Origin of the sequence: Arcobacter denitrificans (SeqCode) (genome assembly GCF_048571185.1) — a bacterium.
In the GTDB taxonomy this organism is placed as follows: Bacteria; Campylobacterota; Campylobacteria; order Campylobacterales; family Arcobacteraceae; genus Arcobacter; species Arcobacter denitrificans.
The window spans coordinates 2301130-2314044 of the sequence record NZ_CP182350.1; the positions used below are offsets into that span (position 1 = coordinate 2301130).

At 28.4% G+C, this 12915-nt stretch carries 14 protein-coding genes; 7 read left to right on the forward strand and 7 right to left on the reverse strand.

The genetic code is table 11. The features are described 5' to 3' along the window. Position 1 precedes the first annotated feature (1 nt). From ACNI28_RS11595 to ACNI28_RS11610, 4 genes are all read right to left on the reverse strand, one after another. Positions 2-787: an exodeoxyribonuclease III gene (locus ACNI28_RS11595; protein ID WP_419764400.1), complete on the reverse strand. Its 786-nt coding sequence runs from the start codon at positions 785-787 to the stop codon at positions 2-4. 17 nt (positions 788-804) lie between these two features. Next, entirely contained in the window at positions 805-1377 is a 573-nt protein-coding gene (locus ACNI28_RS11600; RefSeq protein WP_419764401.1) for a TetR/AcrR family transcriptional regulator, read from the reverse strand. A 9-nt stretch (positions 1378-1386) separates the two neighbouring features. Further along, entirely contained in the window at positions 1387-1962 is a 576-nt protein-coding gene (locus tag ACNI28_RS11605; protein WP_419764402.1) for a peroxiredoxin-like family protein, read from the reverse strand. 226 nt (positions 1963-2188) lie between these two features. Next, positions 2189-2854 carry a redoxin domain-containing protein gene (locus ACNI28_RS11610; protein WP_419764403.1) on the reverse strand — a complete coding sequence of 222 codons (666 nt, stop codon included), beginning with the start codon at positions 2852-2854 and terminating at the stop codon, positions 2189-2191. Positions 2855-2985: 131 nt separating this feature from the next. On the opposite strand from ACNI28_RS11610, the gene ACNI28_RS11615 reads away from it, so the two are divergent. Continuing rightward, positions 2986-3702 (forward strand): TSUP family transporter, encoded by a 717-nt coding sequence (locus ACNI28_RS11615; RefSeq protein WP_419764404.1) that lies wholly within the window; start codon positions 2986-2988, stop codon positions 3700-3702. A 2-nt stretch (positions 3703-3704) separates the two neighbouring features. Here the strand turns inward: ACNI28_RS11615 and ACNI28_RS11620 are convergent, their stop codons facing one another. Both ACNI28_RS11620 and ACNI28_RS11625 read right to left on the reverse strand, forming a co-directional pair. After that, positions 3705-3971 (reverse strand): hypothetical protein, encoded by a 267-nt coding sequence (locus tag ACNI28_RS11620; protein WP_419764405.1) that lies wholly within the window; start codon positions 3969-3971, stop codon positions 3705-3707. Positions 3972-3981: 10 nt separating this feature from the next. Further along, positions 3982-4896 (reverse strand): AEC family transporter, encoded by a 915-nt coding sequence (locus ACNI28_RS11625; protein WP_419764406.1) that lies wholly within the window; start codon positions 4894-4896, stop codon positions 3982-3984. A gap of 120 nt (positions 4897-5016) precedes the next feature. On the opposite strand from ACNI28_RS11625, the gene ACNI28_RS11630 reads away from it, so the two are divergent. The 6 genes from ACNI28_RS11630 to ACNI28_RS11655 all read left to right on the forward strand — a co-directional run bounded on the left by ACNI28_RS11630 (position 5017) and on the right by ACNI28_RS11655 (position 11852). Then, a complete protein-coding gene (locus ACNI28_RS11630; protein ID WP_419764407.1) occupies positions 5017-6465 on the forward strand; it encodes an alanine/glycine:cation symporter family protein in 1449 nt (482 codons plus the stop codon). Between the two features lie 129 nt (positions 6466-6594). Continuing rightward, positions 6595-7722 carry a sensor histidine kinase gene (locus tag ACNI28_RS11635; RefSeq protein ID WP_419764408.1) on the forward strand — a complete coding sequence of 376 codons (1128 nt, stop codon included), beginning with the start codon at positions 6595-6597 and terminating at the stop codon, positions 7720-7722. Between the two features lie 2 nt (positions 7723-7724). Next, on the forward strand, positions 7725-8411 hold the full coding sequence (locus tag ACNI28_RS11640) for a response regulator transcription factor (RefSeq protein WP_419764409.1): 687 nt from the start codon (positions 7725-7727) through the stop codon (positions 8409-8411). A gap of 56 nt (positions 8412-8467) precedes the next feature. After that, positions 8468-9292 (forward strand): hypothetical protein, encoded by an 825-nt coding sequence (locus tag ACNI28_RS11645; RefSeq protein ID WP_419764410.1) that lies wholly within the window; start codon positions 8468-8470, stop codon positions 9290-9292. Positions 9293-9430: 138 nt separating this feature from the next. Next, positions 9431-11401 carry a diguanylate cyclase gene (locus ACNI28_RS11650; RefSeq protein ID WP_419764411.1) on the forward strand — a complete coding sequence of 657 codons (1971 nt, stop codon included), beginning with the start codon at positions 9431-9433 and terminating at the stop codon, positions 11399-11401. Further along, entirely contained in the window at positions 11394-11852 is a 459-nt protein-coding gene (locus ACNI28_RS11655) for a GNAT family N-acetyltransferase (RefSeq protein ID WP_419764412.1), read from the forward strand. Before ACNI28_RS11650 ends, ACNI28_RS11655 begins: the two co-directional genes overlap by 8 nt. Here ACNI28_RS11655 and amrS read toward each other — a convergent pair whose 3' ends face one another. Then, positions 11853-12845: an AmmeMemoRadiSam system radical SAM enzyme gene (gene amrS / locus ACNI28_RS11660; RefSeq protein WP_419764413.1), complete on the reverse strand. Its 993-nt coding sequence runs from the start codon at positions 12843-12845 to the stop codon at positions 11853-11855. It lies immediately after the preceding gene. Positions 12846-12915: the final 70 nt, after the last annotated feature.

The window sequence follows — 12915 nt, forward strand, 5'->3', positions numbered from 1 at the left end:
CCTATATCTCCATCTCCAAAGCAACAGGACAATGGTCACTTCCCATAATATCACTCATAATATAAGCATTTGAAATATGTTCTTTTAAGTCCTCACTTACATAAAAATAATCAATTCTCCAGCCAACGTTATTGGCTCTTGCATTTGCTCTGTAAGACCACCAGCTGTAGTTATCTGGCTCATCACCTATAACATGTCTTAGAGTATCTATATATCCATGAGATAAGAACTTATCTATCCATTCTCTCTCCATAGGTAAGAAACCAGATGTTTTTTCATTGGCTTTTGGGCGTGCTAGGTCTATTGGTCTGTGGGCTGTGTTTACATCTCCACATATTATTATTGATTTACCTTCTTTTTTTAAAGACTCACAATGATTTAAAAACCTATCATAAAACTCCATTTTATATACAAGTCTCTCTTCTTTGCTTTGACCATTTGGAAAATATACATTGAAAAATGCTATATCTTTATCTCCTAAAGTAAAGTGAACTTCATTGATTCTTCCCTCATCTAATACATCAACACTTGGGCAAGTACACTCAAAAGTTATATCTATATCTGTAAAAAGTGCAGTTCCTGAACGTCCCTTTATTGCTGATTGACTAGCTGTCATATTTTTGAACTCTTTTTGGAAGATAGATTCTGGGATTTGTTCTTTCATTGACTTTGTTTCTTGTACACCTAAAAGATGGATATCATCTTCATCTACCCATTTAAGTGCCTCTTTTTTATCAACTGCTCGGATACCATTTACATTCCATGATACAAATTTATATTTATTCATTTAAAACCTTATAATATTTATTTTCTAAGTGAGTTTATATAAAAGACAAGTTGGTTTATAGTATTTTCAAAGTCTTTTATATCTTCGCTTTTTTTGGCTATGAGAAGTGCACCTTCAATAGAAGCTATTAAAAATGTTGCTACTTTTTCTATTTCTATATCTGGATTAAGCTCTTTGTTTTCAATGGCTTTATTTAAGATATTAGAAAACTGCTTTTTCCAGTTTTCTAATATAGTATTTAGTGTTTTTGCAAAGTCTTCATCATAATCAAGACTCTCCTGTAGCAAATTACCTAAAGGACAACCATCTTTTAAGTCCCATGAGTTTGGGTCAATTAAAATAAAGATAAAATTATCTATAATATTATCTTCACAAGATAGTAGGTCTTCCCACTTTTTCTCTATTCTTTTTCCTATTTTTTCTTCAATCATACATATTACCATATCTTTTTTAGATGGAAAATAGTGGTACATAGAGCCTTTTTTAGTGTCAGCTTTTTTTAAAATATTCGCTTGTGAAGCACCTTTAAAACCATTTGAAAAGACCTCTTGAAATGTGGCTTCAATAAGTCTTGTCCGAATATCTTGCATATTACTCTCTTAAGAATTTTTTCTTATTGTATCTAATATTGTTTTAGGTTCACATCTCTTAGTATAGTCTTCATCTATAAATCTAAATATTATCTCTTTGTTTTTATTTACTACAAATGTTGCTGGCATTGGTAATTCATATGTTTCATTCCCATTTGATTGTGGGATATTGATTCCAAAACTTTCATATATTGGTCTTAATTCATCTGCTAAATTAAATACTAAACCATACTCTTTAATAACTTTAGAGTTTACATCACTTAATACTTCAAATGTAAGTTCATTTTTCTCTTTTGTACTTAAACTTGTATCTGGAGTTTGGGGTGATATTGCTATAAGTTTTGTATTTAAATTTATTAGTTTATCGTTTATTTTTTCTAAGGCTTTTAACTCTAAATTACAATAAGGACACCATGCTCCTCTATAAAAACTGATTACAACAAAATCATTTTCTAGTAATAAGGTATCAAGTGAGATATCCTTATTCATAGCATTTTTAAGTGTGAAATCCTTTGCTTTATCTGATAATCTTAGGGCATTTTTACTTATTTGCTCATTTTCAAGCTTTTTTGTAGCACCTAACATAAGCTCTTGAATATCTTTTGGAACTTTTTTTCTAAAGCTTTCTTGATATTTTTGTATTTCATCTATTAGTCTTGAGATTTTTTATCCTTTGTTTGAAACCAACCAGTTGGTCTGTAGTGAAATATTAACAAAACTAACACTTATTGTCAAGTAGTTTTATTTGTAAAAGCTTTATAAGGATAGGACAAATATACATTTGTAAATGTATATTTGTCTAAGAGAGTATTTAATGGTTATTTATCATATCTTTTTTTATAACATCAATGATTGTTTTGGGTTCACATCTTTTTCTATAGTTTTCATCAACAAAGGCATAGATTATTTCATAACTTTTATTTACGATATATGTTGCAGGAGAGGGTATCTCAAAGGTACCATTTCTATTTGCTTCTAATATATCTACTTTAAGCTTTTCATATGTAGCTATTACTTCATCACTTAAGGTATAAGCTATGCCAAACTCTTTTGCTATGGTGTTATTTTTATCATACAAAATATCAAAATCCAATACATGCTTTTCATGTAAATACAGGGACTTATCTTGTGTTTGGGGAGATAGTGTAATTAGGGCTGCATTTAAGATTTTTAGTTGAGAAGCAACTTTTTGTAATGCTATTAATTGCAAATTACTATAAGGAGACCACGAACCATCAAAAAAGTTCAGAACTGTATATTTGTTTTTTTCAACTATATCTTTTATGTGTACTATTTTTCTATCATGATTTGAGAGTGAAAATTCTGGAATTTTATCTCCAACTTTTAGTGCTTTTGATAGTTTTTTTGATTCTTTTAATTCTTCAATTGCATTAATTAATACATCTTGTGTCTCTTTAGGGACATTTTTTTGAAAATCTAATAAATAGTTTTCTATGTTTTCTTCTAACGTAGGCATTTAAACTCCTTATGTGAAGAGAATATCTCTTTTCTTCACAACATACTATAAAATATTATTTAAGCATTATAAAAAAAGCTAACTTTAAATAATTTGTATTATATTACAACTTATAACATTATGGAAACTTTATGAATCAAGAAATAATATTAGGTTTGATAACTTTTTTAACTTCAACAGTAGCTGGAGTAGTTGGTATAGGTGGTGGTATGATGCTTATTGCTATACTTCCATCCTTTTTACCACTAAATGCACTTATACCTGTGCATGGTTTGACTCAAATGTCTAGTAATTTTAGTAGGGCAGTATTTGGTTATAAAGATGTGAAATTAGAAGTCATACCAAAGTTTTTATTTGGTTCTTTACTTGGAATTGCTCTTTTTGCTTCTATTTTGTATTTTATATCTTTAGATTATGTTCCACTTTTTATTGGAGTTTATATTTTACTCTCTCTTTGGTCAAAGAAATTTAATGAAAAAATCAAAAGATATGAGAGCTATTTTTTAGCTGGATTTTTTCAAACAGGACTTTCTATTGTAGTTGGAGCAACGGGACCTCTTACCATGACACTTTTACTAAAAGATTACAATGACAAAAATATAGTAGTAGCAACGGGTGCAGCTTTGATGAGTATTACTCATACACTTAAAGTCTTTGCTTTTATGTTTTTTGGATTTGTGTTTTTTGATTATATTGGGGTTTTAGTTGCTATGATTTTAGGCGCTGTTATTGGTAGTTGGACAGGAACAAAACTAAGAGATAAAATAGATGGCAAAAAGTTTATTATGGTTTTAAAAGTTTTATTATCTATATTAGCTATAAAAGTTATTGTTAGTATATTTATTTAAATCTATAAGTCCAAGTCTTTCAAATCCTCCAAGTCTTTCAAATCTTGAAGGTCTTTTTCTTCTTGTATTTTTATAGTGGGCTCTTTTTTTTCTTTTACTTTATCTATTAAGCTATTTTGATTCATATTTGAAAAAGGGCTTTTATTTTTTAGTAAGCCATCATTCTTTCCTCCATGCATATCTATTTTCCCTGAAGTTTTATTTGCGTAGTTATAGTTTGCAAATAAAGAGTTTATTAAAAGTAAAGTGAGTATTAGTAATATTTTCATAATTTATCCTTTAAATAAAATAGTTCAAAACAAAAAGTATACAAACAATTGATATCAAAGTTTGAACTGTAATAATTGATGACATCAAATTAACATTTCCACCTAATTGCCTTGCAAGTATGAAAGATGAGGGTGCAGTAGGAAGTACAGCAAATAGTACTAAGATAGATAACATCATGCCCTCTATTTCAAAAACTCTTCCAAAAATATAAATCAAAACAGGAAAAATAAGGTGTTTACCAATGCTAGAAATAATAACTTCACTTTTTGCGGATTTAATCTCTTTTATTACAAGACCAAAGCCAACTGACAAAAGTCCCATTGGAAGTGCTGCATGACTTAGTATTTCTAAAGTATTATTTAAAACAATTGGAAGATGAAGACCTAGAAAGTTGAGACTCCCTCCGATAATACAAGCTACAATTAGTGGGTTTGTAACAATTGATTTTAGTAGGTAAATAAAATCTAATTTGTCATTTGACATATATAGTGCAAAAATTGTAATACACAATATATTTATAAATGGTATTGCAAATGTAAGGATTATTGCTGCTAAAACTAAACCTTCATTCCCATAAATAGAACCAGATAGAGCTAAAAATACATAGGTATTAAACCTAATAGCTCCTTGAACCATAGAGGTAAATGAGCTTGGCTCTGAGGGTTTTATCTTATTTATAATTATAAGTATAATCATAGTGAAAAATATCGCTAAAATAGCAGAGAAGACAAAACCAAAGCTATTTTGAGAATCAAGAGAAGCAGTTGATAGTTTATAAACTAGAAGTGATGGCATAAGTACATAATACGTTAACTTATCAGCTTGTGGCCAAAACTCATATGAGGGAAACTTTATTCTTTTAAAAAAATAACCAATAAGAATAAGTGAGAAAACAGGAATTAGTGCTGAAAAAATATGTATCATAAAAGATTCTTTTTGTTAAATATAAGTAGAATATTATCATATTACATATAAATTATAAGGAAACCCACTTTTAAGACTCTTAGGCATGTTAGAATTTTTTTTTGCATAAAGGAGAACATCATGTTAGCAGAAATAAATGACTTTTTAAATAGCCTTATTTGGGGAAATATTCTAATATATTTACTTCCAGCACTGGGTCTATTTTTTACAGTTAGTTCAAGATTTGTACAATTTAGATACTTCTTTAAGATGTTTAACATCTTAAGGGATACAGTACATGATAAAGAAGGACATATTAGTTCTTTTCAAGCACTTATGTTAAGTGTAGCAGGTAGAGTTGGTGGTGGAAACATCGCAGGTGTAGCAGTAGCCATTACCTTAGGTGGACCAGGTGCTGTTTTTTGGATGTGGATTATTGGACTAATTGGTATGAGTACTAGTTTCTTTGAATGTTCATTGGCTCAACTTTATAAAGAAAAAGATAGCAAAGACTCTTGTGTTTATAGAGGAGGACCTGCTTATTATGTAACTAAAGCTTTAGGATTAAGATGGGTAGGTATTATTATCTCTGTTTTACTTCTTATTACTTTTGGATTTGCCTTTAATGCAACTCAATCATTTATTATTGCAAGTTCATTTGAAGCCTCTTTTAATACTCCACTTTGGATTACAGGTTCTATTTTAACTGTTATTTTTGGTTTGGCTATTTTTGGTGGTATTAAAAGAATTACAAGGTTTTCAGAAGTTGTTGTTCCTATTATGGCAGTGGGTTATTTATTGATTGCTATTGTTGTTATTGCTTTAAATTATGATCAAATTCCTTCATTGATAAGCATGATTGTATCTGAAGCCTTTACTCCAAGTACTGCAATTAGTGGTGGTATTGGTGCTGTTATTTTACAAGGTGCAAAAAGGGGTATGTTCTCAAACGAAGCAGGTCTAGGTTCTGCTCCAAACGTTGCAGCTGTTGCTTATGTTGCACATCCAGTTCAGCAAGGTATTGTTCAATCATTTTCTGTATTTATTGATACAATTATTTTATGTTCTTGTACAGCATTTATTATTTTGCTATCTGGTGTTTATACTCCAGGTGCAGATGGTGTTCAAGGTGTATTATTGACTCAAAATGCTTTGATTGAGCATATTGGTCCTTTGGGTGGATATTTTGTAACAGTTGCTTTATTACTATTTGGTTTCTCTTCAATGTTATATAACTACTACTTGGCAGAAAATAGTTTAAACTTTTTTAGTAAAGGGAATGTAACACTATTTAATACTTTTAGAGTAGTTTGTATTGCTTTAATTGCTTGGGGAGCCTTTCAAGATTTAGGGTCTATTTTTACATTTGCTGATTTATCTATGGGATTATTAGCTGTTATCAATATGATAGTTATTGCCATTTTATATAAACCTGTATTGAGATTAATCAAAGGGTATGAAAGACAACTTAAAGAGGGTAAAAAACCAGTTTTAAGATATAACGATTATAGTGAGTTTAAAATTGATAAAGAGACTTGGAAAGAGATTGTCGATAATATCAATGACGAAAGAGCAAAAGCAAAAGAGTAAGTATATACTTACTCTTTGATATATATTAGTTAATATTTAACTAATATATATCTTCTAAAAGAGCTATAACAGCTACTCTTTAAGTAAACTTAGACATTATTTTATATAAATTATATACAAAGGATAAAGATGTTCAATAAAGAAGGTATACCTTTTTTTACAATAACTATTCCTTTTTTATGTATTGTTTTTCTGGCTTTCTTTTCAACTTCATATTACTTAAAAACTACACAAGAGAGCTTTGAGTCTGACTTAATACTATTTGAAAAACATAATATACAAAATAGTAATACAACTTTGAAAAATTACTCTTTAATGATAAAAGAGAAAAAAGATAACTTAGAAAAAAAGAATGAGGAATTTATAAACTTCATTTTTATTTTAAGTATTTCAATTATATTTTTTATGGCACTTTTTAGTTTTCTTATGACATCAATTATTAGTGATATTATAAAAAAGTATAAAAAACAAGTCCAATACAAAGAAGATAAACTTCAAAATCTTAACAAAACTCTATATTCAAAAGTAGCTAGAGGAATAGAAGATGGAAAAAGAAAAGACAAAGCAATCCTAGAACAGTCAAGACTAGCAAAAGTAGGTTCTATGATCTCTATGATTGCCCATCAATGGAGACAACCTTTAAGTGAGCTCTCTGGTATTTTGATGGAGTTAGAAACTGCTACAAAGTTTAAAAAAGTTGATGAAAATCATATTTTAAACTCTGTAAATAGAAGTAATGATATGATTGATTTTATGTCAAATACTATAGATGATTTTAGAAACTTTTATAAGCCAGACAAGAAAAAAGAGTATTTTTTCATAAGTGATGCTTGTAAAAAAGCTATTAATCTAGTAGATGCGACACTGCATAATCTATGCATAGAGTTGATATTTGATATAAAAGAAGATAAAGAGATATTTGGATATCCCACAGAATATTCTCAAGTTATATTAAACCTTATAAGCAATGCAAAAGATATATTAGTTGAAAAAGAGATAGTTGAACCTAAAATCCTTATAACTATAGAATCAAAAGGCATGCAAAGTATAGTGACAATAAAAGATAATGCAGGTGGAATAAAAGAAGAAAATTTTGATTTGCTTTTTGACCCTTATTATAGTACCAAAGACTCATCAAAAGGAACAGGGCTTGGACTTTATATATCAAAGCTTATAATTGAGAGAAATATGGGTGGAGAACTTAGTGTTGAAAATGATAAAGATGGGGCAATTTTTAAAATAGTAGTGTTAGGATAAATATGAATAATAATTTAATCGAAGAGTTAAAAGATGTAACAATATTGTGTGTTGAAGATGAAGATGGTATTAGAGAGTTTATTGTAAATACTTTAAAGTACTATTTCAAAGAAGTCTATGAGGCTAAGAATGGCTTAGAAGCATATGAAATATATGAAGAGTACAAACCTAAAATAGTTCTAACAGATATAGAGATGCCAAAGGTGGATGGGATTGAACTTATAAAGAAAATACGTAAAATTGACCTTGATACAATGGTTATTATGTTAACAGCATACTCAAACGAAGAATACCTTATGAATTTGATAAATTTAAATGTTGACCATTTTATTTTAAAACCTCTAAATTCAAAAAAACTAAATGAAGCATTAAATAAATATATAGAAAGAAACTTCTCAGAACAGATACTCTTACATGCTGATTTAAAACTTAACTTATCAAAAAGAGAATTGATTTATAAAGATAATGAAATTATACCTTTGAGAAAAAGAGAACAAGACTTTTTATACCTTTTACATAAAAATAAGAACTCAATCACAAGTTATGAACAAATAGAAGTAGAGTTGTGGCAAGATAAATTTATGACAAGCCATGCTTTAAAATCATTTATAAAAGAGATTAGACATAAAATACCAATAAATATTATAAAAAATATTTCACAAGCAGGTTATATATTAGAAAAAGAGTAAGAATAAAATATATGAGTTCTTGTTATAATATAAAAATTTAATATAAAAGATATAGTATGCAATTTTTAAGAACTCATTGGAATAAACTTTTAATTCTATTTTTATCTATAATCATAATATTTTTTGCTTTTTCATACACCCTTGATGTAAAAGGTAAAGAGTTGGTTGATAACAGTTTTAAAGAGGCTGTTATTGTATTTGGTAGTGCAAAGGCTTTAAATGCAGTGATATCTTTGGCTCAGGGAACTGAACTAGATCTTCCTTTTTTTACAGTTGCTATTGGAGAAGTACTAGATCCTGTAAATGATTTGGTAGAGCAGTTTTCTCTTGTGATGTTAGCTAGTATGGTTTCCCTTGGTATCCAAAAAATCATGATGAATTTTGTTACAAATGATATATATAACTATATTCTCTTTTTTACTGTGATAATTTTGAACTTATGGATGTTTTATAGGTTTTCAAAAGATGAGAGGTTTAGAACACTATTTTTTAAAATCTCTGTCATATTGATTTTTCTACGTTTTGCAGTTCCTCTTATAGGTTTAGTTAATGAGTTTGCTTATAACAGTTTTGTAAAACAAGATTATAATATCTCTCAACTAAATGAAAGTATTGTAAAAGTAAAAGAAGATGTTAATAAAGTTACAAAAAATACAATTGAACAAAAAGAAAATAGTTCATTTTTTAATAAAGTTGCAGAAAAATTTGATTCAGATTATTATTCAAAAAAAGTAGATGAATATAAAAAAGCAGTTGATAGTTCGAGTGAGTATATAGTGGCACTTATTATAGCTTTTGTTTTTCAAACTATACTTTTACCTTTGATTTTTCTTTTTATTCTTTATCATTTTGTACGTGGCATTTTTAATCTGGGTAAATAGATATACAATTATAAAAGTTATTTCCTTAGTAAAAAAGTTATTTTTAATAGAACGAAAGTATTAAAAGGCTAGAATAAAGATAGATATAGATTATAAAATAATGTATAGAAATCTAAAAATAGATTTATTAGGATTTTAATGCAAAATTACAAAATAACAAGCAAAGAAAGTGATTATAAGTTTTCTGATTTGATTGATGTTGCTGAGTTTGAAGAACTTTTAGAGAGTTTTTATAAGGCAACAGGTATTCCTAATGGTATTGTTAACAATGATGGTGAAATAATATCTCAAAAAGGGTGGGTTAGTGCTTGTTCTTTATTTCATAGAATAAATCCAGAGTCAAATCTATGTTGCATAGAGAGTAATCTAAAACTTATGGAAAATATGAATGAAGGAAAGGTAAATCATAATTTATGTAAAAATGGTTTACTTGATTATGTAACACCTCTTATTATTGAAAATAAAATCATTGCAACAATATTTTTAGGTCAAGTTTTAGAAAAAAAACCTAACATGGAGTTTTTTAAAAAGCAAGCTAAAAAATACAATTATGATGAAGAAAAATATTTGGAAGCCATAAGCCATGTGCCAATTGTTTCAAAAAAACAGATGAAATATCTTATGGATTGTATAGTAAGAATTGCAAAAATGTTGTCAAAAAGTGGTTTGTCAAAATTACGTGAGAAAAATTTGCAGGATAGTTTAGATAAAAGTACTAAACAAAAAATAGAATTAAAAGATATTTTGGAGTTTTCTCCTATTGGCATAGTATGGTCTGATGTTAGTGGCAAAATAGAGTATGTCAATAAACAATTTTCAAATTTATTTGGATATGAACTCAATGACTTAGATAATATAAATGAGTGGTATCAAAAAGCTTTTCCAGATAAAGAGTATCGAGATGAAGTTATCTTGCCTTGGGGTAAAAAGGTTGTTCTCTCCAAAAAAGAAGGAACCCCAGTTCCTGAATTAGAGACTACAGTAAGATGTAAAGATGGAAGTGAACGTAGAGTACTGATTAGTATATCTTGGGTTGGAGAAAAACGTCTAGCTAATTTTAGTGATATTACAGAACATTGGAAAAGTGAACTTCGAAATATTGCCCATGATAATATGTTGGATATGGTAGCAAAGGGTTCACAATTGTCTGATATTCTTTATAATATTGTGCAAACAATAGAATCAGAAGATAGTAAATCAATTTGCAGTATTTTATTGTTAGATGAAGAAAAAAAGCATTTACTAATTGGTGCTTCAATAAAACTGCCTGAGTTTTATAATGAAGCAATTAATGGTTTGGAAATAGGTATGGGTGTAGGTTCTTGTGGAACAGCTGCATATCTTGGTAAACGTGTAATTGTTGAAGATATAATGACTCATAAATATTGGAAACCTTATACCTCTTTAGCTAAAAAAGCAGGATTAGGAGCATGTTGGTCTGAACCCATAATTTGTTCTAGTGGAAAGGTATTGGGTACTTTTGCAATATATCATGAAAAACCAACTAAACCAAGTATAAGTGATATAGAGAGAATAAGTTTTGCAGCAAACTTAGCTGGTATTGCTATAGAAAATAGAAATGCAAGGATGGAGTTAGAACATCGTGCATACTCTGATTATCTTACAAACCTACCAAATAGAAGATACTTTATAGAGCATTCAGAACTAGAATTATCTCGATATCACAGATATGGTGGTGAGCTTTCTATTGTGATGTTTGATATAGATTTTTTCAAAAATCTTAATGACACATATGGTCATAGTATTGGTGATTTGGTATTACAAAAAATTTCTGATATAAGTCGTGGTATTTTACGTGATATTGATATTATTGGACGTATAGGTGGGGAAGAGTTCGCTATTTTATTACCCCAAACAAATATTAATGAAGCAATAAATGTTGCTGAACGTTTACGTATAGAAATCTCAAAGGGAAAAATATCTTTTGGTAGTGAAATCTTATCTGAATTTACAGCCTCTTTTGGAGTATCTGATGCCCAAGATTGTGCAAATATGGATAAGTTGTTAAGTCAAGCAGATTTGGCTTTATATGAAGCTAAAAAAAGTGGACGAAATAGAGTTTGTATTTATAAAGAAGTAGATGAATAAAAAAAGATTAATTCATAAGAATATAAGAGAAGCAAATATAAATGATATAGATGATTTAAGTAAATTATCAAATAGTTTATTAGCTTTTCTCTTTGAACAAACTCCTCCAAAGTGGTTTGTAGATGAATTATCAACTAAAGCTTTTGAAAAGAGAGTTTTAGGTGAAGTATATGAAGATTTTGTATATATAAAAGATGAAAAAATAGTAGGACTACTTACTATAAAAGACAAAAATCAGATTTTTCATCTTTTTGTTGATTCAAAATATCACAAAGGTGGTATTGCAAAAAAGCTTTGGGAGTTTACCAAAGCAAATTATGAAATTAAAAATATGAAAGTAAATGCATCTTTATACGCTATAAAAGTATATGAGTCTTTTGGTTTTATAAAAGAGGGTAAACAAAAAGAATTTAAAGGATTGAAATATCAGCCGATGATTTACAAAGGATAATTACTTTTTATCAAAGACTCCCTCTAGTTTTTTATTGCATTTTGGACAAGATTCATTTATAAGATTATTTTTTGTAACTTGAAAATATTTTCTTTCAATCAATGAAGTTCCACATGAAGTGCACTTTGTATTGTTTTCATATTGTACATTTCCCACATATACATATTCTAAACCTACACTTTTGCCAATCTCATAAGCACGGCTAAGGCTTTGTAAGGATGTTGAAGGAAGATTTAATTCTTTATAATCAGCATGAAAAGCAGATATATGCCAAGGAGTAAAAGTACCTAATTCATTGGCAATAAATGAAGCTATTTTTAAAAGCTCTTCCTCACTATCATTTTGGGTGGGAACAATCAAAGTTGTAATTTCTATCCAGAGATTGTTTTTTCTAAAATGTTTTAGGTTTTCAAGATTTTTCTTTAAATTTCCACCCAAGTTATGTTTATAATATTTTTCATCAAATGATTTTAAATCAATATTTATAGCATCTATTACACCAACCATATCATCTATAACTTCTTTTGATTCATATCCATTACTTACAAATATATTTTTAAGACTAAGCTTTTTAGCTTCTAGTGCAATATCTTTTGCGTAAGGGTAAAATATAGTTGGTTCATTATATGTATATGAGATAGACTGACAAGCATTTTCTTGTGCCAAGGAAGCAATTAGTCTTGGCTCGAAGTATTTACTTTTATCTATATTATGTTCTTGTGATATTTGCCAATTTTGACAGAAACTACAATGAAAGTTACATCCCACTGTTCCTAATGAAAAAGATTTAGATGAAGGTAAAAAGTGATATAGAGGTTTTTTCTCAATAGGGTCTATATTAATTGCTGATGGATAACCATAAACTAAGTTTTTAATTTGAGAACCAATATTTTGATTGACCCCGCAAACTCCAGTTTGGCTGTTCTTTAATTTACAATAATATTGGCACAATAAACACACTAATCTATTTTTGTCTTTTTTGTAATAGTTCATTCTATACCTTTATATATCTAAATTGTACAATTTTTATTGATTTAAAACAAACATATAAAATGTTAATCTA

Coding starts and splice junctions, on each gene's coding strand:
- ACNI28_RS11595 (WP_419764400.1), bottom strand. CDS start 787: ATGAATAAATATAAATTTGTATCATGGAATGTAAATGGTATCCGAGCA.
- ACNI28_RS11600 (WP_419764401.1), bottom strand. CDS start 1,377: ATGCAAGATATTCGGACAAGACTTATTGAAGCCACATTTCAAGAGGTC.
- ACNI28_RS11605 (WP_419764402.1), bottom strand. CDS start 1,962: ATGTTAGGTGCTACAAAAAAGCTTGAAAATGAGCAAATAAGTAAAAAT.
- ACNI28_RS11610 (WP_419764403.1), bottom strand. CDS start 2,854: ATGCCTACGTTAGAAGAAAACATAGAAAACTATTTATTAGATTTTCAA.
- ACNI28_RS11615 (WP_419764404.1), top strand. CDS start 2,986: ATGAATCAAGAAATAATATTAGGTTTGATAACTTTTTTAACTTCAACA.
- ACNI28_RS11620 (WP_419764405.1), bottom strand. CDS start 3,971: ATGAAAATATTACTAATACTCACTTTACTTTTAATAAACTCTTTATTT.
- ACNI28_RS11625 (WP_419764406.1), bottom strand. CDS start 4,896: ATGATACATATTTTTTCAGCACTAATTCCTGTTTTCTCACTTATTCTT.
- ACNI28_RS11630 (WP_419764407.1), top strand. CDS start 5,017: ATGTTAGCAGAAATAAATGACTTTTTAAATAGCCTTATTTGGGGAAAT.
- ACNI28_RS11635 (WP_419764408.1), top strand. CDS start 6,595: ATGTTCAATAAAGAAGGTATACCTTTTTTTACAATAACTATTCCTTTT.
- ACNI28_RS11640 (WP_419764409.1), top strand. CDS start 7,725: ATGAATAATAATTTAATCGAAGAGTTAAAAGATGTAACAATATTGTGT.
- ACNI28_RS11645 (WP_419764410.1), top strand. CDS start 8,468: ATGCAATTTTTAAGAACTCATTGGAATAAACTTTTAATTCTATTTTTA.
- ACNI28_RS11650 (WP_419764411.1), top strand. CDS start 9,431: ATGCAAAATTACAAAATAACAAGCAAAGAAAGTGATTATAAGTTTTCT.
- ACNI28_RS11655 (WP_419764412.1), top strand. CDS start 11,394: ATGAATAAAAAAAGATTAATTCATAAGAATATAAGAGAAGCAAATATA.
- amrS (WP_419764413.1), bottom strand. CDS start 12,845: ATGAACTATTACAAAAAAGACAAAAATAGATTAGTGTGTTTATTGTGC.